The sequence below is a fragment of the Aeromonas sp. Y318-3 genome (assembly GCF_027706185.1).
Classification (GTDB): domain Bacteria; phylum Pseudomonadota; class Gammaproteobacteria; order Enterobacterales; family Aeromonadaceae; genus Aeromonas; species Aeromonas veronii.
Genome location: NZ_JAPDCN010000003.1, coordinates 91,126 through 111,042, shown reverse-complemented (window position 1 = coordinate 111,042; position 19,917 = coordinate 91,126). Strand labels below are relative to the sequence as shown.

General features: G+C 57.0%; 20 protein-coding genes and 1 other RNA gene. 12 read left to right on the top strand and 9 right to left on the bottom strand.

All coding sequences use genetic code 11. The features are described from left to right. Window positions 1-246: 246 nt before the first annotated feature. Together gcvH and gcvT are read right to left on the bottom strand one after the other, a co-directional pair. Complete coding sequence (gene gcvH / locus OKB77_RS05135; protein WP_005333898.1) at window positions 247-636, bottom strand: glycine cleavage system protein GcvH; 390 nt, start codon at window positions 634-636, stop codon at window positions 247-249. 84 nt (window positions 637-720) lie between these two features. Then, window positions 721-1,818, bottom strand: a complete 1,098-nt coding sequence (gene gcvT / locus OKB77_RS05130; RefSeq protein ID WP_204483771.1) for a glycine cleavage system aminomethyltransferase GcvT — start codon at window positions 1,816-1,818, stop codon at window positions 721-723. On the opposite strand from gcvT, the gene OKB77_RS05125 reads away from it, so the two are divergent. Continuing rightward, window positions 1,795-2,022: a hypothetical protein gene (locus OKB77_RS05125; RefSeq protein ID WP_041915404.1), complete on the top strand. Its 228-nt coding sequence runs from the start codon at window positions 1,795-1,797 to the stop codon at window positions 2,020-2,022. The genes gcvT and OKB77_RS05125 overlap by 24 nt on opposite strands. A gap of 212 nt (window positions 2,023-2,234) precedes the next feature. Here the strand turns inward: OKB77_RS05125 and OKB77_RS05120 are convergent, their stop codons facing one another. From OKB77_RS05120 to OKB77_RS05110, 3 genes are all read right to left on the bottom strand, one after another. Continuing rightward, window positions 2,235-3,503: an FAD-dependent 2-octaprenylphenol hydroxylase gene (locus OKB77_RS05120; RefSeq protein WP_270817200.1), complete on the bottom strand. Its 1,269-nt coding sequence runs from the start codon at window positions 3,501-3,503 to the stop codon at window positions 2,235-2,237. A gap of 122 nt (window positions 3,504-3,625) precedes the next feature. Then, on the bottom strand, window positions 3,626-4,849 hold the full coding sequence (ubiH, locus tag OKB77_RS05115) for a 2-octaprenyl-6-methoxyphenyl hydroxylase (protein WP_270817059.1): 1,224 nt from the start codon (window positions 4,847-4,849) through the stop codon (window positions 3,626-3,628). Window positions 4,850-5,026: 177 nt separating this feature from the next. Further along, on the bottom strand, window positions 5,027-5,596 hold the full coding sequence (locus tag OKB77_RS05110) for a UPF0149 family protein (RefSeq protein ID WP_005333908.1): 570 nt from the start codon (window positions 5,594-5,596) through the stop codon (window positions 5,027-5,029). A gap of 173 nt (window positions 5,597-5,769) precedes the next feature. On the opposite strand from OKB77_RS05110, the gene zapA reads away from it, so the two are divergent. Continuing rightward, on the top strand, window positions 5,770-6,102 hold the full coding sequence (zapA, locus tag OKB77_RS05105; protein ID WP_005333910.1) for a cell division protein ZapA: 333 nt from the start codon (window positions 5,770-5,772) through the stop codon (window positions 6,100-6,102). A 16-nt stretch (window positions 6,103-6,118) separates the two neighbouring features. After that, window positions 6,119-6,300, top strand: a non-coding RNA gene (gene ssrS, locus OKB77_RS05100) — 6S RNA. Window positions 6,301-6,466: 166 nt separating this feature from the next. Here ssrS and emrD read toward each other — a convergent pair. From emrD to OKB77_RS05085, 3 genes are all read right to left on the bottom strand, one after another. Continuing rightward, a complete protein-coding gene (gene emrD / locus OKB77_RS05095) occupies window positions 6,467-7,663 on the bottom strand; it encodes a multidrug efflux MFS transporter EmrD (protein WP_270817058.1) in 1,197 nt (398 codons plus the stop codon). Between the two features lie 261 nt (window positions 7,664-7,924). After that, a complete protein-coding gene (locus OKB77_RS05090; RefSeq protein WP_043819510.1) occupies window positions 7,925-8,587 on the bottom strand; it encodes a glutathione S-transferase family protein in 663 nt (220 codons plus the stop codon). Window positions 8,588-8,755: 168 nt separating this feature from the next. Continuing rightward, on the bottom strand, window positions 8,756-9,211 hold the full coding sequence (locus OKB77_RS05085; RefSeq protein WP_005352991.1) for a hypothetical protein: 456 nt from the start codon (window positions 9,209-9,211) through the stop codon (window positions 8,756-8,758). Between the two features lie 199 nt (window positions 9,212-9,410). On the opposite strand from OKB77_RS05085, the gene suhB reads away from it, so the two are divergent. Beyond that, window positions 9,411-10,214: an inositol-1-monophosphatase gene (gene suhB, locus OKB77_RS05080; RefSeq protein ID WP_005352992.1), complete on the top strand. Its 804-nt coding sequence runs from the start codon at window positions 9,411-9,413 to the stop codon at window positions 10,212-10,214. Between the two features lie 414 nt (window positions 10,215-10,628). Here suhB and OKB77_RS05075 read toward each other — a convergent pair whose 3' ends face one another. Then, the gene (locus OKB77_RS05075) at window positions 10,629-12,260 is read right to left on the bottom strand and encodes a methyl-accepting chemotaxis protein (protein ID WP_270817057.1); all 1,632 of its coding nucleotides are present in this window, start codon (window positions 12,258-12,260) and stop codon (window positions 10,629-10,631) included. 387 nt (window positions 12,261-12,647) lie between these two features. Here OKB77_RS05075 and OKB77_RS05070 point away from each other — a divergent pair, with 387 nt between their 5' ends. The 8 genes from OKB77_RS05070 (at window position 12,648) to OKB77_RS05035 (ending at window position 19,917) form a co-directional block, all read left to right on the top strand. Beyond that, on the top strand, window positions 12,648-13,580 hold the full coding sequence (locus tag OKB77_RS05070) for a ZIP family metal transporter (protein ID WP_201998330.1): 933 nt from the start codon (window positions 12,648-12,650) through the stop codon (window positions 13,578-13,580). A 166-nt stretch (window positions 13,581-13,746) separates the two neighbouring features. Beyond that, complete coding sequence (gene mtnN / locus OKB77_RS05065) at window positions 13,747-14,439, top strand: 5'-methylthioadenosine/S-adenosylhomocysteine nucleosidase (protein ID WP_270817056.1); 693 nt, start codon at window positions 13,747-13,749, stop codon at window positions 14,437-14,439. Beyond that, on the top strand, window positions 14,436-15,398 hold the full coding sequence (locus tag OKB77_RS05060) for a cobalamin biosynthesis protein CobD/CbiB (protein ID WP_270817055.1): 963 nt from the start codon (window positions 14,436-14,438) through the stop codon (window positions 15,396-15,398). The genes mtnN and OKB77_RS05060 overlap by 4 nt, the downstream gene beginning before the upstream one ends. Then, window positions 15,391-16,224, top strand: a complete 834-nt coding sequence (locus tag OKB77_RS05055) for a cobalamin-binding protein (protein ID WP_270817054.1) — start codon at window positions 15,391-15,393, stop codon at window positions 16,222-16,224. Before OKB77_RS05060 ends, OKB77_RS05055 begins: the two co-directional genes overlap by 8 nt. Window positions 16,225-16,329: 105 nt before the next feature. Continuing rightward, a complete protein-coding gene (gene pseB / locus OKB77_RS05050) occupies window positions 16,330-17,334 on the top strand; it encodes a UDP-N-acetylglucosamine 4,6-dehydratase (inverting) (protein WP_270817053.1) in 1,005 nt (334 codons plus the stop codon). After that, entirely contained in the window at window positions 17,331-18,476 is a 1,146-nt protein-coding gene (gene pseC / locus OKB77_RS05045; RefSeq protein ID WP_270817052.1) for a UDP-4-amino-4,6-dideoxy-N-acetyl-beta-L-altrosamine transaminase, read from the top strand. Before pseB ends, pseC begins: the two co-directional genes overlap by 4 nt. A 26-nt stretch (window positions 18,477-18,502) precedes the next feature. Beyond that, window positions 18,503-19,219, top strand: a complete 717-nt coding sequence (gene pseF / locus OKB77_RS05040) for a pseudaminic acid cytidylyltransferase (protein ID WP_270817051.1) — start codon at window positions 18,503-18,505, stop codon at window positions 19,217-19,219. Further along, window positions 19,216-19,917: a PIG-L deacetylase family protein gene (locus OKB77_RS05035; protein ID WP_270817050.1), complete on the top strand. Its 702-nt coding sequence runs from the start codon at window positions 19,216-19,218 to the stop codon at window positions 19,915-19,917. Before pseF ends, OKB77_RS05035 begins: the two co-directional genes overlap by 4 nt.

The following is a 19,917-nucleotide window of genomic DNA, read 5'->3' as shown; positions in this document are numbered from 1 at the left end:
TGATGTTCCTGATCGTCGGAAGATACCGACTCCACTCATGTTCTGGGTCCCGCAGACAGGATGCGGCACCGGATGCTGCGGCAGCATCAAGAGGGGATCGCCTTGTTGCGAACCGACCCGTTTGCCCCCTGGGCTCCCAGGGTGGCAAACGGCAGGCGCGGACGACTTCACCCTTCCACCGGCCGGTGCTTGCCCGGCTGGCGGTCATACAAAGGGGCCCTGCTGTGTTGGCAGGGCCCGGGGGCATTACTCTTCGTCCACCACGTTCTGGTAGCCTTCGGCATCCAGCAGGTTGGCCAGTTCGCTCTCGTCATCGAGCTTGATGCGGAACAGCCAGCCAGCGCTGTAGGGGTCGGAGTTGACCAGCTCGGGGCTCCCTTCCAACTCTTCGTTGACGGCAATGATCTCGCCGCTCACCGGGCTGTAGATATCGGAGGCCGCCTTGACCGACTCGGCCACGGCGCAGTCGTCACCGGCACTGACCTGCTTGCCCACTTCCGGCAGCTCGACAAACACCATGTCACCCAGCAGCTCCTGGGCGTGCTCGGTGATACCGACCACGGCCTCGCCGTTGGCTTCAACACGGATCCACTCGTGGGAAGTGGCATATTTCAGTTCGCTCGGGATATGGCTCATTTGTGCTTCCTTTGATCTTTGAGTCGCGTTTAAAAACGAATATGAAAAGGGATGGGGGAGGCACTGCCCTCCCCCAAAACGGTATTAAACCAGCTTCTGGCCGTTACGGACGAAAGCGGGCTTGGTGACCTTCACGGTGACCAGCTTTTTGCGGATCTCCACCTCGGCCAGTTCACCGATATCACGGGGCACCCGTGCCAGGGCAATACTGTAGCCCAGGGTGGGGGAGAAAGAGCCGGAGGTGATCACACCTTCCCGCTTCTCACCGTTTGCCGCAGTGAAGGTAACGGGCATACCGGCACGCAGCACCCCTTTCTCTTCCATCACCAGACCCACCAGCTTGGGCTGATTGCCCGCCACTTTCTGTGCTTCCAGCACGTCGCGGCCGATGAAGTTGCGATCGCTCGGCTCCCAGGCGATGGTCCAGGCCATGTTGGCGGCCAGCGGAGAGACTGACTCATCCATATCCTGACCGTAGAGGTTCATCCCCGCCTCGAGGCGCAGGGTATCGCGGGCACCGAGGCCGCACGGGGCGACGCCGTTATCCAGCAGTGCCTGCCACAGCTCGCAGGCTTTCTCTTGCGGCACCACGATTTCATAACCATCTTCGCCGGTGTAGCCGGTAGTGGCGATAAAGAGATCGCCAGCCTGCACGCCGAAGAAGGGTTTCATCCCCACTACGGCAGTGCGCTGGGCGGCGCTCAGCACGGCTGCGGCCTTGACCTTGGCGTTGGGGCCCTGCACCGCAATCATCGCAAGCTCCGGACGCTCGGTCACTGTGATGTCGAAATCGATGGCGTGATGGCGGATCCAGGCCAGATCCTTCTCGCGGGTAGCGGAGTTGACCACCAGCCGGTAGAAGGTATCGGTGAGGTAATAGGTAATGAGGTCATCGATCACGCCGCCTTCCGGATTGAGCATGCCGCTGTAGAGGGCCTTGCCGGGGGCAGTGAGTTTGGCCACATCGTTGGCCAGCAGGTGTTGCAGAAAGGCTTTGACCCGTTCGCCGGTCAAATCGACGATGGTCATGTGGGAGACATCGAACATACCGGCATCGCTGCGCACCGCGTGATGCTCTTCCAGCTGGGAGCCGTAGTTGATGGGCATTTCCCAACCGTGGAAGTCCACCATCTTGGCGCCGGCTTCCAGGTGTTTGGGATGCAGTACAGTAGTCTGGATCATCGCATTCTTTCCTTAGCAAAAAGCCTTTTCGCTTTGGCGACCACCCTTGCGACCCGCGCCACCGCTCTGACTGCACTGCGTGCAACAAAAAGCGACCGGATCCAAAAGTGTGTGCTCGCTCCTGCCCTTGCCAGGCAAGAGGGATTCCTTGAACGGAGCGGATTATATGACAAGCAGGCGAGCGTGCCGCTCAAAAAAAACTAATCCCCTCCCGTAAAACTGACTCCAGACACTAAGATAAATGCAGTGATAAAAACAGCCATAAGCCGACTCAGGCGAGATTAAATTTTGATTTTTACCGTTTCGTCACAATTTGCAGAAAAACGTTTCGCCCCAGAGCAAAATTAAAGGCTGACACCCAAAACGGGTCATCAGCCTTGTCGGATTACTTTTGTTGTCAAAAACGGCGAGTAATATTAGTTTTTTTCACCCTTGGCCTGCATGGCACTGCCCTTGGTCGCAGCAACAGCCCAGTCAGGACGGGCCAATGCGGGCAACTCTCCCTCCAGCCCCATGGCGGCGCGGATCACCCCCTCCTTGAACGGCGTCAGCAGATTGGCCGCGCGCAATCCCACGCCCCGCACCAGCTTCTTGAGCGGGTTGGCCCCGCTGAACAGCCGCTTGAGCCCCTCCATCGCAGCCAGCATGCGAGCCGCCTCGCTCTTGCGCCAGCGCTCGTAGCTGCGCAGGTTGGCGAGCAGGCCGATATCCTCACCCGCGACATGATTTTGCAAGATCTGCTCCGCCAGCGCGGCAGCATCCAGCAGGCCAAGGTTGACCCCCTGCCCCGCCAGCGGGTGGATGGTATGAGCGGCATCTCCCACCAGCACCAACCGCTCGCGAGCAAAGTCGCGGGCATAGCGGGCAGTGAGGGGAATGGCGCTGCGCGCCCCCTCCACCTTGCACAGACCGAGCCGGGCATCGAAGGCGGCAGTAAGCTGGCTATTGAACTGTTCGTCATCGCAGGCGCAGAGCGCCTCGGCACGGGCCGCAGGCAGCGACCAGACGATGGAACAGAGGTTCTCCTTCCACAGCGGCAAAAAGGCGAGCGGGCCATCCGGGGTGAAGATCTGGCGAGCAACAGCTTCATGGGGTTCGGCGCAGCGCACCGTCGCCACCAGGGCGTGGTGGCCATAATCCCAGCTGGTAAGCGGGATATCAGCCTGACGGCGCACCCAGGAGTGGGCGCCATCGGCAGCCACCACCAGTTTGGCCGAGATGGCCTGACCATCTTCAAGGAGCAGCAGGGCGCCCGCCGGGCCGCTCTGCAGGCTCTTGGCTCTGGCGGGGGTCAGCAACTGGATATTGCTGGCACCTTCAATCGCCTCAAGCAGCGCCAGCTGGATCACCCTGTTCTCGACAATATGGCCGAGGTTGGCCTGACGCAGGCTGGCGGCATCGAAGTCGATATGGCCGAAACTGTCTTGCTCCCACACCGCCATCTTGTCATAGGCCTGCAGGCGGCGCGCTTCAATGCCGTCCCAGGCGCCGACATGGCGCAGGATCTGCTGGCTGGCCAGACTCAGGGCGCTGACCCGATTATCGGCCACCTCCCCCAGCTGCGGGTCGGGCAGTTGTCCCTCCACCACCAGCACCTTGAGGGCGCTATGTTTCAAGGCCGCAGCGAGCCCCAGCCCCACCATGCCGCCACCGACAATCACCACATCCACATTTTTCATCTGCATCATCTCATCCTTTCAGGGCTGACCGGCTGGCCAGCGAGGGGACGCCCGCAGGCATCACCTCTTTATTCAATAGGTTTTGATCAACGAATGGCGGTCAACAGGTTCCACTCAACAAGTGCTGGCTAGTTGCCGCACACATCAGCGACAAAGCCCAGGGTGCGCGAGGCAAGCGGCGCCTTGAGGCACGGGAATCGCCCCATCAGGGTGAGCGCCAGATTGCGCCCTGCCACCAGCGGATCGTGACCATTGGAGAAGAGCTGGGCCAGCGAAGAGGTGAGCCAGACGGTCTGCTCCTGATCGCGCTGACGCTGCTGCCAGTAGCCACTCAGTACCTTGAAGCTGCCGATATCCTCCCCCTCTGCCAACGCCTTGGCTACGGCGCCGGTAAGCAGGTCCAGATCCCGCATCCCGAGGTTGAAGCCCTGCCCGGCAATCGGGTGCAGGGCGTGGGCGGCATTACCGACCAGCACGGTGCGCTGGGCCAGCGGGTAGTCGCAGGCGGTCAGAATGAGCGGATAGACATTACGCACGCCGCATCGCTCGAAGCGACCAAGCCGCCAGCCAAAGGCCTGCTGCAGACGGGCAAGAAACGCCGCCTCATCGAGGGCCATCAGCTCATCCACCTCATGCTGCCCGACGCTCCATACCAGAGAGGAGAGCCCATCCTGCATCGGCAGCAGGGCCAGCGGCCCCCCTTCGGTAAAACGCTCGAAGGCGCGTCCCTCAGGGTCTTGCGCCGTTTTGACCGTGGCGATGATGGCGTACTGCTCAAAGTCGTGGCGGGTCACCGGCAACTTGAAGTGCTGACGCACAAAGGAGTTGCCGCCGTCTGCCGCCACCAGCAGGTGGGTCTCAATCTGTTCACCGCTCTCGAGGGTGAGAGTCACCTTCTCCTCATCGGGCACAATCTCGCTCACCCGGGCCGGACAGCAGACCCGGATATTGGGAGAGGCCGCCATCGCCCGTTGCAGCTCCTTGCCGGCGGATGCAAGCTCGATCACCTGGCCCAGAGCAGGCAGACCGTATTCGGCAGCCGACAGGCTAGCCTGGCCGAAGTGGCCCCGATCCGAGACATGAATCTGGGTAATGGGGGCGCAATGGGGGGCAAACAGCGGCCAGAGTCCGCGTCGCAACAGCGCATCACAGGTACCGGCCGAGAGCGCAATGGCGCGGGCGTCGAACCCTGAATGGGTGTGCTGTTCGGGGACGCTTGCCTCCAGCAGCAGGATCTCGAGGGGGCAGCCATCGGCTCGAAGCAGGGCTGCCAGCGAGAGGGCCAGCACGGCGCCGCTCATTCCACCGCCGACCAGGGTGACATCGACCTGTCGCACATCAGATTGAGACATAAGCAGAGAGGAAGAAGTGAAAAAGGTGGCTTCATGCTATCACAAAGCCGCTGGCCGAATGCGAGGTCACCGGCAAAAAACCGGTTGCGCCTCACAGGGTTAGCCACCACAAGGGAATAAAAAAGAGCGCCATCAGGCGCTCTTGCAGATTCAGTAAGGGTCGCGTTGACCCGCACCTCAATGCAGGGTCGGCGGCGCGCTCGGGGTATCGGGGCGCTTGCCAAACTCTTCGAAGGCCATCATGACACCCAGTTTGACGTGTTCGTAGAGCACCAGGAAAGAGGCTTCGTTCTCGTCATCTTCCTGATCGAACTCGGCGGAGACCTGAGTGATGCTGGCGATATCCTGGATCATCTCCTGCAGCTCTTCCGACGCGCGGGAGAGCTCCTGCTGCACCACGCCAAAACCGGCCAGAAATGCCTGTGACCAGTCCACCAGCGAATCGATGCGCTCATCAAGGGGAGCATCATCGCTTGGCAGCAACAGCTCGACGCCCTTCTGGGCCATCAGGCTCTCGACCACATTGTGATAAAGATCGGTCATCACCTGGCGCACCGGGGCCGGCAGGCCGAAACCGTCGTTCACCAGATCGTTGAAATGGGGCAGCCAACTCTTGTCGTCCAGTGCCACACCGCCGCACACCAGACCGCAGATCACACCATGGGCCTCTACTGCGCTGGCCATCAGCTCATGTTGTTCCATGATGTCGGCCACTGCCGCATATTTAAGGGGGTTCGTTTTGCTCATCGAGGATCCGCTCAAAGTTCAGTCAAATTTGCAGAATTAATGGTCAGGATCCTAGCATTCTCCCTCTTGCAGAGCCAGCAAGGCCTTGAAACTTATGCATCTGCGCTATATAGTCCCGCCCAGTTGTCCACGTGGATAAAGGCGGAAATCAGCTCCGCCGTATTGAGGAAGGCATGAGCACAGAGGCCGTAGAAATCGTCATTTTGGGACGTCCCTACAAGGTATCCTGTCCCTTGGGACAGCAGGATGCCCTGCGCCAGGCCGCCGAGCAGCTGACCGACAAGTTGATCGACCTGCGTCAACGCTCCAAAGTCTCCAGCAACGAGCAATTGGCTATCATGGCGGCGCTCAATTTCTGTCATGAGCTCTGCCTTGAAAAAGAGAAGAACCACCAATACTCTGAGACCATGGACAAGCGGATCAAGATGCTGCAGCGCACCATCGAAGCGGCCCTGATCGAGCACGGACAATATGGTGATTCCAGCGAAGAGGGGCAACAGCCCTAATCGCAAACCGTTTTAAAATTCCCTGGGATGTTTGTCAGCCGGTTCAAGTCCCCGAGCCGATATTCATACCAAACAGGGGATCTGCCTTCTGGCTATTGCGCATGCTCGGCACGACCGAGAAGCCTGCGGTCAGATCCGATCCCCGCCTTGAACCGACGGTTCAAGGGCCCAAACCGGCAACGGCATCTCGGGGTACCAACAGCAAAAGCCCGTCACCAGCGTGACGGGCTTTTTCTTTGCCTGAAGTTAACCTCACAACATCGATCACTACATCAAGCTAATGCGATCTCCTAGCCCGTTCTCCGGATAAAACAAAGCCCACCGCTGAGGGTGGGCTTGCTCCAGATGCAAAGAGAGCGGCAGATCAAATTGCCATCTGCTCGTGGGGGGAGCCGTGGTGGCGTAACCAGACAAAGCTCAGCGCCACGATCAGCACCATCAGGGTCATGATGGCCCCCAGGGTTACCTGTCCAGTCATCGGGAAACCGGCGGTCAGCAGGGTCACCACGCCCGCCCCCAGATTCTGCATCCCGCCGAGAATGGCCCCCGCGGTGCCGGCTTGACCCGGGAAGGGCTCGATGGCACAGGAAGTGGCGGTCGGGTAGAGAATACCGCTACCGATGAAGTAGACAGCCGCACCACCGACCAGCGAGGCGGCACTCACCACCCCGAACAGTCCCGGCACCAGAATGATGAGGGAGCCGAGCGCCAGAAAGGCGATGCCAAGACGCATCAGTTTGCCCTGAGTCAAACGGAAGCTCAGCTTGGCAGAGAGCCAGGCCCCGAACAGATAGCCGGGCAGCGGCAGCACGAACAGCACGCTCACGGTACGGGCGCTCAGTTTCAGCACATCGCCGAGCAGCACACCGGCCGCCGCTTCAAATACCGCGAGTCCCGCAAAGGTCGCCATCAGGCAGAGCAGGTTGCCCTGAAACTTGGGGTTGCCCAGCACATGGCGATAGGCAGCACCGACGAGCAGTGGCTGACGGGCAGCAGCAGGCAGCGTCTCACCAAACCAGGCCATGATTGCCAGAGTGGCTACGGCACCAAAACCGAACAGGAACCAGTAACCGGCGCGCCAGTTGAACAGCTCGGTCAGCCAGCCACCCAGCACCGGGGCCAGCAGAGGGGAGAAGATCACCCCCATGCTCACCAGACTGTTGGCGCGGTTGAGCTCGGCACCGTTGTAGCGATCGCGCATCACGGTACGGCTCATGGCGCCACCGGCACCGGTACCCAGCCCCTGAATAAAGCTGCCCACCAGCAGGGCGGCAAAATGGGGGATGACCTGAATGATCAGGGTGCCCACCAGAAACACCATCATGCCGACGATCAGCACCGGACGACGACCGATGCGATCCGACAGCGGCCCGTAGACAAACTGGGAGAGGCCATAGGGGATCAGGTAACAGGCCATCACCGCCTGCAACTGGCCCGAGGCCACATTGAAGTCCCCCGCCATCATGGGAATGGAGGGGACATAGAGGGTCTGGGTCATCTGGCCCACAGCGACCATCAGAATGGTCAGTAAAAACAACGGATAAAAACTGTGCCGATCCATATCAGTCCCAAAAAATCGAAAAAATGCTGCCGCCCTCTGGCACAAAATGGCCCAGAGGAATCTGATCACAGAGGCTGTGATGCAATCAAAAACAGTGTTGGAAACAGTAGGCGGGGAGCCCGCCAGACCACCGCACAGGACGCTTGGTGGTATGGGGGCATCATAGTGATTCAGCTCACAGAAAACGAACGAATCTTTATAATCGGCTTGCCTTAGTTTTTCTAATATTACGGGGCTTTATGCCCCGTCTGCAGTTCAAAATCAACGTGTTACCATCTGTTGTGCCTGCTTGATCAGCTCATCCGGCTGCTCTTTGCGCGGTGGTATGGTGATCCCCTTCTGGCAGGCAGGCTTCTCGGCCATCCGATCCATCCAGGCTTGCAGATGGGGTAACCCCTCGATGGAGATGCCGCTCCAGTCATAAATCCGCACCCAGGGCCAGGTGGCGATATCGGCGATGCTGTACTCGTCCGCCAGATATTCGTGATGAGCCAGATGGCTGTCGAGCACCTCGAACAGGCGGCGCCCCTCCTTCTGGTAACGTTCGATGGCGGCGGGGATCTTCTCGGGGAAGTAGCGGTAGAAGACGTTGGCCTGCCCCATCATGGGCCCTACCCCGCCCATCTGGAACATCAACCACTGAATGGCCTGAGAGCGGCGTTTGGGGTCCGCCGGCAACAATTTGCCCGTTTTCTCCGCCAGATAGATGAGGATGGCACCCGACTCGAATACGGCGAAGTCGTCGTTATCCCGATCGACGATGGCCGGAATGCGACCGTTGGGGTTGATGGCCAGAAACTCAGGCTTCTTCTGATCCAGTGCCGAGAGATCGAGAGGAATGACCCGATAGGGCAATCCCAGCTCTTCCAGTGCAATAGCCACCTTGAAGCCATTGGGGGTCGCGGCGGTGTAAAAATCGATCATGATTCACTCCTTGTTGGTCATAGCCAGATTGCACAGTTTTAACAGAGTGCAACACCATAGCCGCCTCATCTTGCAACAAGTGACCAGCTCCAGACCATTAAAAAGCGGCGCACCATAGGCCAAACAAGGCCACGGTGCGCCGCTGGTGCGCTCTGGCAATGGTAGATATTAGTTGATCACGGCGACCGGCTTGCGCTGGCGCAGCATGATCAGGCGGGAAAGCAGCGGGAAGTAGGACTCCAGCTTGCGCAACAGCACCCGGCTGCAGGCAGGCTCGGCCAGCTCCGACTCATCCAGCACGATGCCGTTTGAGACAAAATAGAAACGGGGGTCACGCACATCCGGCCCGCAGACCGTCAGCTCCTTGTCCCCCTTGCGGATCAGCAGCGGCAAGACCGGCAAACCGATCGTCTCATCCTCTCCTCGGGCAAATCCGGCATCCTGCCAGGGCGCATCGCCGTCGATCAGCAGGATCGCCGCCTCCGTCTTGGCCGGTTGCCACTGGGCCAGGGGGGTCACGGTGATGTGGGCAAAGTGATCACCATACTCGGGTGATGACCGCAAGATGGCCAACAGTCCCTCGCTGGCCGCTGACACGTTCTGACTCACTAATGACAAATTCATGGTTCACATCCCTATGCTCATGACAGCCTGTATCCGGCTGCTGGGATAAGACTAGCGCAGATCTGGTCTATATTGGAGCCGTCAAATCTGGCAGTGGTAATCAATTGGTCGTAGGGGGATAACAGTTGCCATCGCACAAAATACTGGTATCATACCGCGTCCTTTTATCCCCCGTTCTTTAACATCCAGTGGTGAACCTATGCATCCTATGCTGAATATCGCCGTGCGCGCTGCGCGCAACGCCGGTCAAGTTGTAGTAAAAGCCTTCTCCCAGCCTGAAAACATTGAGGCAATCCAAAAAGGCAGCAATGACTTCGTGACCAACGTTGACCGTGAAGCCGAAGCGGCCATCATTCACACCATCAAAAAATCTTACCCGGAGCACAGCATTGTGGCTGAAGAGTCTGGTGAGATTGCCGGTACCAATCCGGACTACCAATGGATCATTGACCCACTGGATGGCACGACCAACCTGGTCAAAGGCATTCCGCACTTTGCCGTCTCCATCGCCCTGCGCGTGAAAGGCAAAACCGAACAAGCCGTTGTTTACGATCCCATCCGTGACGAACTGTTTACTGCTACCCGTGGTAGCGGCGCCCAGCTGAACGGCTACCGCATCCGTGTCGGCAAAGCCAAAGAGCTGGCTGGCACCGTGCTGGCGACCGGTTTCCCCTACAAGCAAAAGCACCACATCGAGTCCTACCTGAAGATGTTCCAGAGCATGTTCATTGAATGTGCCGACATCCGTCGCTCCGGCTCTGCCGCACTGGATCTGGCCTACGTGGCTGCCGGTCGCGTCGACGGTTTCTGGGAAATCGGCCTGAAACCCTGGGACACCGCTGCCGGTGAACTGCTGGCCAAAGAAGCTGGCGCCATCGTCACCGACTTCGTAGGTGGTCACAACTACGAAAACTCCGGCAACATCGTGGTTGCCAACCCGCGCGTCCTGAAAGAGATGCTGGGCAAGATCCGCGAAGAGCTGCCGGAGTCTCTGGCTAAATAAGCCAGCTCCCCAGCCTTCACCAATATAAAAAAACCGGCGCAAGCCGGTTTTTTTATTGCTGCGATATACCCTGTCAGGGCATTCCAACCAACTGCTTATGCTCTTCTTCCCCCGTAGCTCGCGCCCCAACCGCTCGCCCCGTTCCCCATCCCCAGAACAGTTCGTCGCCCTTCTCTCGTTAGCAAACACGCCTTAACCAACCTTCTTGAATATCACCACACAGGCAGAGATAAGCATCTGATCTCCCTCCCAGTTTGCCCTGATCTCCATCCTCTGTATGAAGATCCCCAACCATCAGGCCTCGTAACGATTGCCAGATAAAGAAACACCCGGCACATGGCCGGGTGTCGTGAGGGCAGGCAAAGCGCCCCGACTTTTTATGAATAAAGGGGCCGGAGCACTCCAGCCCCCTTATCAGGCGAGACGGAAGCGCCCGATTGTCTGCTTCAGACCCACCGCCAGCTGGCTCAGCTCCAGACAGGCGCGGGCAGTATGATCCGCCCCCTGCGCCACCTCATTGGCGGATTCGTTGATCCGCTCGACGTTGCGACCCAGCTCGTCAGACACCGCATCCTGCTCACCACAGGCACTGGCAATCTGGATCGCCATATCGGCAATCTGGGCGACCGCCTCTTCGATCTGCTGGATACCGGTACCGGTCTGCTCGCTCTGATCCACACACTGGCGGATCATCTCGCAGCTCTGGCCAGTCACCTCTTTGGCCTGATTGGCGCGTGCCTGCAGGGTTTCGATGATGGCCACGATCTCGCCGGTCGAGGCCTGGGTACGACCCGCCAGAGTGCGCACTTCGTCGGCAACCACGGCAAAGCCACGACCTTGCTCGCCGGCGCGGGCTGCTTCGATGGCCGCATTGAGGGCCAGCAGATTGGTCTGCTCGGCGATGCCGCGGATCACATCCACAACGACGTTGATCTGGGCAGATTCACGCTCCAGTTCGGCCACCAAGGTGCCAGCCTGCTCAATCTCTTCAGCCACCCGGGTGATCGCCACCAGCGAACACTGCACATCCTGGTTGCCTTTGCGAGCCAAGGTATTAGCCGCACTGGCAGACTCAGAAGTGTGCTCTGTATTGCCCGCCACATCGGCCACAGTGGCCTTCATCTGGGTCATGGCGGTCGCCACCAGCGAGATCTCCTGCTGCTGGCTCTGAATGCCCTTGGCGGACTGCTCGGAGACGGCGCTCACCTCCTCGATGGCAGTGCCAAGCTGGGTGACCGCAGCCACCACCTCTTCAATCAGACCGCGCAGATTGTCCTGCATCTTGAGAGAGGCTTTGGCCAGCATGCCCAGCTCGTCACGGCCGATGTGCTGACGCTCCAGCTGATGGGTCAGATCGCCGGCGGCAATGGCGTTGGCCTGAGCCACCACGGCTTGCAGCGGCAGGCAGATCTGGCGAGTCAGGAACCAGGTCATCACCACCATGAACACCAGCAGGGCACCGATGCTCACCATGGCGAAGGTGGTCACCATGCTGACGCTGCCAAGCAGACTGCCACGGTTCTCTTTGACGAAACCGAGGTTCACCTGGATCAGCGAGTTGACCGCCTGCTCCAGCGCCCCGAAGAGCGGGTTGGAGGCAAACAGCTGGGTTTTGGCCTGATCATGCTGACCCTGCACCAGCAGCATATCAAACTCGTTTACCGAACGTTGATAAGTGAGCCACTGTTGTTTGGCTTGGTTAAACACCTGGCGCTCGTTGTCGGCCCCTACGGTCGCCTCGTAGGCACGAAATGCCTCATCAACCTTCCGAATATTCTCCTGAATACGGCCACGACGGGCCTGCAGGTCGGCAGCATCATCCACCATCAGCAGGGCAAACTGGGCCCGACGTACATAAGAGACGTCGTAGAGCAGGGTTTCGACCGACAGGACACTCGGCAGCGTAGAGTCGGTAAAATTCAGCACCCGATCGCGCACGCCGCGCAATTCGCTGGAGAGAAAAACACCGAAGACAACGTTGACTGCGGCAATGACCGCAAAAACCACGGCAATCTTTTTGCCGATGGAGAGATTCTTGTAAAACATGATTGGCTGTTGATCCTCAACTGCTGACAAGCAGGTAAACAGTAGCGATCACATCCGTATGAGCTGATCCCGGCCATTCCTGACGGGAGATGGAAGGTTGCGAAAGCGGGGGAAGGACGATTTCGCGAGGCGCGCACTCTATCACAATATCGCCTAATCCTTCACCAGATTTCACCAAATGAATGCAAGCTGATTTCCTTCACAACCCGACATTCATCACAAAATATTTATAGCGACCAAATCATTTCAAATAGTTAACCGATAAATGCAATCGAGGCAGTGGCATGGACAAGGGGCTATCAACTCGTTGTAATGACCAACATGACCCGATGGCGGAGCGCCATCCCCCTTCGTTGTAACCATTTGCTGTAACAAGAGGCCCTGTTTATGGATAACAGCTCGTATCTGCCCGCTTCAACCTGGTCTGCCCAGCTGCGTGAACAACTGCAGGCGCGGCCACTTACCGCCCTCGGTCTCTTTATCGCGCTGGCTGCCGTCTTGTTGCTGCTGTTGCAAAGTCTCATCATGCTCGCTACCGGCGAGGTGACCAGCGGCGTGCGCTACGGCCTCATCGGTGGTGCCGCCGGGTTTGCCGCCACCGCCATCGGCGCCCTGCCCGCCCTGTTTCTGCGCTCGGTACCGCAAAAGGTTGAGGACACCATGCTGGGCTTTGCCGCCGGTATGATGCTGGCGGCCAGTGCCTTCTCCCTGCTGCTGCCGGGGCTGGAGGCCGCCGAGGGGATTACCGGCAACGGCTTTAGCGCCGCCGCCGTGGTGGTGGTCGGCATGACCCTCGGGGTGCTGTTGATGCTGGGGCTGGATCAGTTCACCCCCCACGAGCATGACAAGACCGGCCCCTGCGGCCCCGGCCATGAGAGCTGCTCCCGGGTCTGGCTGTTCGTCTTTGCCATCGCCCTGCACAACCTGCCGGAGGGGATGGCCATCGGGGTCAGCTTCTCGCAGGGGGATATGTCGGTGGGGCTGCCGCTTACCACTGCCATCGCACTGCAAGATATTCCGGAAGGATTGGCGGTGGCGCTGGCCATGTGCGCCGCCGGTTTTCGCCCCTCGGTGGCGGTGCTGGTCGCCATCGCCAGCGGCCTGCTCGAACCGATTGGCGCCCTGCTCGGGGTGGGGCTCTCCAGCGGCCTTGCCATCGCCTACCCCATCGGACTTGGGCTCGCCGCCGGCGCCATGCTGTTTGTGGTCTCGCACGAGGTGATCCCGGAGACCCACCGCAACGGTCACCAGACCTATGCCACCCTCGGTCTGATGGCAGGCTTTGCCCTGATGATGACGCTCGATACCGCGCTCGGCTAAAGGCTCTCTCCTCTCTCATCCATGCTTTTGTCACCTGCGGCGCTCCCATATTGAGCGCCGCACTTCATCTCTCCTTTCGCTTGCGCCTCTCGGCGCCGACGCCATCTTTTGTTATGATCTACAGCAACTTAAATTCAGCCACACGGCTATCAAGACGAGGTCAGCAATGAAAGTAGGTATTATCGGCGCCATGGAGCAAGAAGTAGCCCTGCTGCGCAGCCAGATGAGCAACCCCACCACCCTGCAACTGGGCGGCTGCGAGTTCTATCAAGGGATGCTGGCAGGCAAAGAGGTGATCCTGACCCGCTCCGGTATCGGTAAGGTCGCCGCCAGCGTGGCCACCAGCCTGCTGCTGGAAAAATTCGCCCCCGACTGCGTCATCAATACCGGCTCTGCGGGCGGCTTTGCCCAGGACCTGCACATCGGTGATGTGGTGATCGCCAGCGAGATGCGTTTTCACGATGTCGACGTGACCGCCTTTGGTTACGAGATGGGCCAGATGGCGCAGCAACCCGCCGCCTTCCCCTGCGACGAGAAGCTCATCGCGGTCGCTCAGGATTGCATCGGCGAGCAGGGCAAACACCAGACCAAGGTCGGCCTTATCTGCACCGGCGATCAGTTCATGTGCAAACCGGACGCCATCGCCAAGGCTCGCGCCGACTTCCCGCAGATGCTGGCGGTCGAGATGGAAGGTGCCGCCATCGGTCAGGTGTGCCACATGTTCAACGTGCCCTATCTGGTGGTACGCGCCATGTCAGATATCGCAGGCAAGGAACAGGTTGAATCCTTCGATGCCTTCATCGAAGTGGCCGGCAAGCACTCCGCCGAAGTGATTATCAAGATGCTCGGCAAGCTGTGATAGAGACCGGCTCGCTTGATTTGATGGCCGACGCCCTCCTCTCGACGACGGCGGCCATTCTGGTAGGTGCTGCCCTGCTGGAGGCGGTGATCCCGTGGCCATCCCATCTACGTCTTTCGGCCGTCACGCCCCTGCTGACCCGGCTGGGGCACAAGGTACACAGACCCGATGGTTCACCCGGCCAGCAAATGCAGGCCGGCCTGCTGGCAATGCTGGTAGTCTGGCTCCCCTGCGCCGCCGGGCTCTGGTCGCTGCGCAATCTGGCCTTGAGCGAGCCGATCTTCGACCTGCTGTTCCTGCTGCTGATGCTCGAATCCCGTCCACTGCGCGAACTCGCCCATGCCACCCGCTCGCTCGCCACCCAGGTGACCCTGCCGCTGGCAAGATTGCAGTCTGCCCCCTGGCTCAAACGGGAGACCGGTAAACTCTCGGCCATGGGGCTCGCCAAAGCGGTGACGGAGAGCTGCGCCCTGCGTCTGGTCGGCCAATGGGCTGGCCCGCTGCTGGGATATGCTCTGGCTGGCGTACAGGGCGCCCTGCTCTGGCGACTGGCGCAGCTGATGAATCAGAGCTGGAGTCGCAAAGATCCCGCCTTCGACCACTTTGGTCGCGCCGCCAGCGCCCTCTATCAGGGGCTCAATGCCTCCGTCATTTTGCTGCTGGCGCTGCCACTGCTGGCAAGCCGTCTCAAACAGGCCGCACAGCTGCTGCGCAGTGGCGCGCTCTGGCCCTATCCCGCCATGGGGATGCTGCTCACTCTGCTGGCCGAAAAGTGCCGATTCCGAGTTGGTGGCCCTCGCTACTATCAAGGGACTCTCCAGCGCTGGCCCGTCATCGGCACTGGTGCTGAACCAGATAGCGAGTCACCGCGCAAGGTGCTCAATATTCTGCAAGCAATAGGTTGGGGCTGGTTGATGCTGGCGCTGATTATCACGGTAGCGGGGTTATTTCATGGGTAGGGTGTTGCGCTTGCCGATCTGGCTGCCCTGCGTGCTGCTTGCCTGGTTGCCCGGTGTCCTGCAGGCCGCCACGCCAACCCGGGTGGTGAGTGTTGTTCCTCACCTGACCGAATTGCTCTACGAGATTGGCGCCGGCGACAAACTGGTGGCCATTGACGATGCTTCCGACTATCCAGCCGAGGTCAAGACCAAACCAAAGGTAGCGAATTATCGCAGCATCAACGTCGAGGCAGTGCTGGCGAAAAAGCCGGATCTCATTCTCGGCTGGCGCTCGGCTCAATCACGGATGCTGACCCCACTGGCACAGCTGGGTATCCCGATTTTCTACTCGGAGCCTACCGATTTTGCCTCGCTGGCCACCGAGATGCGGGCTCTCGGCAAATTGCTGGGAGTGGAAAAGAGTGCCGACGAAGCCGCCGATCGCTATCTAGCACGCCTGCATACCCTGCAACAGCGCTATGGCCAACCAACCGGCGTCAAGGTGTTCTACCAGCTCTGGTACCCGCCGCTCACCAGCGTCAGTGGCAATGCCTGGCCGGCTCAGGCCATCGAACTCTGCGGCGGAGTCAACGTCATGACCAACGCCAGAACACCCTATCCTCAGGTGAATATTGAACAGGTCATCAGGGCCAACCCATCGCTGATCCTGGCGGGGAGTCAAGATCCTGACGCCCTTCGTCACTGGCAAAAGTGGCCAAATCTGGACGCTGTACAGCATCAGCGACTCGATTTAATCAACTCGGATGAGCTGCACCGCTTCACCCCGAGAGCCCTCAATGCGGTGGAGCAGGTTTGCCGAGCCATTGCCCAACGCAGCAACAAATAGCCAAAAAACAGCCATTCAGATCACGCCTTCCAATTTACGTCTGCAAATGGCATAAAAAGTGCTTTAGAATTCCATAGATACCAATCTTCATCATGGGACACCGTCATGTTTAATGGAAAAACAATCCTGGTTACCGGTGGCACGGGGTCATTTGGTAAGAAATTCATTGCAACCGTGCTATCCCGCTACCAACCCGCACGACTGATCGTCTACTCCCGTGATGAGCTCAAGCAGTTTGAAATGCAGCAGTGTTTCAATCACCCCTGCATCCGCTACTTTATCGGCGATGTTCGCGATGCCGAGCGCCTCGACATGGCGATGCGCGATGTCGACTTTGTGGTGCATGCCGCTGCGCTCAAGCAAGTGCCAGCAGCCGAATACAACCCGATGGAGTGCATCAAAACCAACGTTGGAGGAGCCGAAAACGTCATCAAGGCCGCTCTCAACAATGGCGTGCAGAAGGTCATTGCACTCTCAACCGACAAGGCTGCCAACCCGATCAACCTTTACGGGGCAACCAAGCTCTGTTCTGACAAGCTCTTTGTCGCTGCCAACAATATGGCGGGCAAGAACCCGACCATCTTCTCGGTGGTACGTTATGGCAACGTGGTCGGCTCAAGGGGCTCAGTAGTTCCCTTCTTCGACAATCTGATCAAGAGCGGCGCCACTACGCTGCCTATCACCCACCCCGAGATGACCCGCTTCTGGCTGACCTTGCAGCAGGGCATAGATTTTGTTCTTAGCAACTTCCAGCGTATGCGCGGTGGCGAATTGTTCGTGCCGAAAATTCCGTCGGTCAAGATCACCGATCTGGCGGCGGCCATGGCGCCGGCCCTTCAACAGGAGATCATCGGCATCCGCCCTGGGGAAAAGCTCCACGAGGTAATGTGCCCGGCAGACGACTCTTTCCACACCTATGAGTTCAGCGACTACTACGTGATTGCCCCCAGCATCAGCTTCAATAGCCGCAACAATGATTTCAGCGTTAATGCTCTGGGTGAAACAGCCACACTGGTTGCACCGGGCTTTGAATACAATTCCCTAAATAATCAGCACTTTCTGTCGATAGCCGAACTACAGAGCATGAACCAGCAGGTATTGTCCGAATGATTCCTTATGGTAAACACAACATATCCAAGGCAGACATATCTGCTGTATGTGATGTCCTTGAGTCAAGGTACCTTACTCAAGGCCCAAAAGTCGCTGAATTTGAGCAAGCCTTATGCGATTATACTGGCGCAAAATACTGCATTGTAGTAGCTAGTGGAACTGCAGCATTACATCTTGCGGTTGCAGCACTAAATTTGCCTCAAGACAGTGAAGGTATTACTACTGCAAATACCTTCGCTGCGACAGCCAATAGCATGGTGTATTGTGGTCTTGTCCCCGTTTTTGCTGATATTGATGCCGCCACTTACAACATAGATCCATATAGTCTGGCACAACTTATTACTCCAAAAACCAGGTTGTTAACTCCTGTACATTTTGCCGGTCAACCCGCGGATATGGAAGTAATAAAAGAGATCGCTGATAAACATAACTTAAGAGTGATTGAGGATGCTGCACATGCGATAGGTTCTACATATAGAGATGGTAATCGTGTTGGCTGTTGCAAATATTCAGATGCAACAATTTTCTCATTTCACCCTGTAAAAACAATAACCTGTGGTGAAGGTGGCGCAATTCTGACCAATGATCTGTCCCTTTATGAAAAGATATTATTATTGCGCAACCACGGCATAACTAAAGACATTACAAAAATGAGTATTGACCTAGGACCATGGTTTTACGAAATGCAAACACTGGGCTGGCATTATCGTATGACAGATATGCAAGCGGCACTAGGACTAAGTCAATTAAAACGATTGGATGAATTTAAAGCGCAGCGGCGAGCATCCGTAGCTCGTTATAACGAAGCATTTTCAGATATTCCATGGATAACGATTCCGTATGAAGATGAAAACACATCATCTTGTTTTCATTTATATGTCGTACTTATTGATTTTGCCGCCATTGATAAAACTAGACGTCAAGTCATGGATTTGCTATTTAATAAAGGGGTTGGAACACAAGTTCATTATATTCCTGTATATCACCATCCCTGGTATCAACAACACTATGATTACCCTGATGGAATGTGCCCAATAACAGAAAGTTATTACCAAGCATGTCTTTCATTACCACTGTATAGCACATTAAGTCATGTGGAGCAGGATCAAGTCATAGCCGCAATCCGCTGTCTACCCAGTTAACCTGTTAAAACGCAATGGTGATATGCATGGGCACATCAAAAAAAATTACACTGGCAGTAATCCCTGCTCGAGGGGGAAGCAAAAGGATTCCGCAAAAAAATATCCGTTTATTCGCAGGAAAACCCATTATTGCGCACTCGATTATAGCTGCACAACATGCTGGGTGCTTTGACCAGATAATCGTTTCAACAGATGACCCACATATCGCAGATATAGCCAGACAATATGGTGCCGAGGTACCTTTTATTCGCCCAGATGCATTGGCAGATGATCATGCAGGTACTCAGGAGGTTGTTGCACATGCGATAAACTGGGCGATAGCACAAGGATGGCACCTAGGTCCAGTATGCTGTTTATACGCGACAGCTCCTTTTATTCGAGCCAAAGACCTATGTCTTGGTCTCCAAATGCTAAATGAAAGTAAACAACACTTTATTTTCAGCGCGAGTAATTTTGATTATTCACCTTATAGGGGATTTGTACGAGCTGGCAAAGGAGTCGAGATGCTTTTCCCGCATTACTTTCCGACTAGATCCCAAGACCTCCCGCAAGTATTACATGATGCTGGCCAATTTTATTGGGGTATAATTGATGCTTGGCTCCACGATACTCTATTGTTCAGCGAAAAAGCTACACCACTCATACTACCACGTCATCTGGTAATTGATATTGATACCCCAGAGGACTGGTTACAAGCTGAGCTTATGTGGCAGTATCAAAAGCAACAAGGCTTTATTCTATGACAACACATCCTCGCAAAGTATTGGTTGTTGCTGCACATCCGGATGATGAAATTTTGGGATGCGGAGCTACTATAGCCAGCCACATTGAACATGGAGATCAAGTTTCCGTGTTAATTATGGCTGAAGGAGCCACCTCACGGCTTTCTAAACGAAATCGTAGCGAGGTAAAAGATGAACTGTCAGAGCTTCATCTGGCAGCACTGGCGGCCAATGATATTCTTGGAGTAACAAGACTCCAGCTATTGGATTTTCCTGATAATAGGATGGATAGTGTTGACCTTCTCGATGTTATTAAAGTTATCGAGGCAGAAATAAATGCGTGGCAACCGAATATTCTGTACACGCACCATTCTGGTGATGTAAACATTGATCACAGAGTTATACATGATGCGGTCATAGCCGCAACTCGTCCACAACCATTAAATAATGTGCATACTCTGCTTTTTTTCGAAGTAGCATCGAGTACTGAATGGCGTCCAGCAGCCTCTGCACAACCGTTCAGTCCAAATTGGTTTGTTGACATTACTAATCACTGGCAAAAAAAACAGGCCGCGCTAGAGGCATACAAATCAGAAATGCGTCCATATCCACACACGCGTTCCATTGAGGCACTTGAAAGTTTGGCGAAATGGCGAGGGTCCTCTGTCGGTTATGCATATGCAGAAGCCTTTATACTAGGTCGACATATAATATCGTAG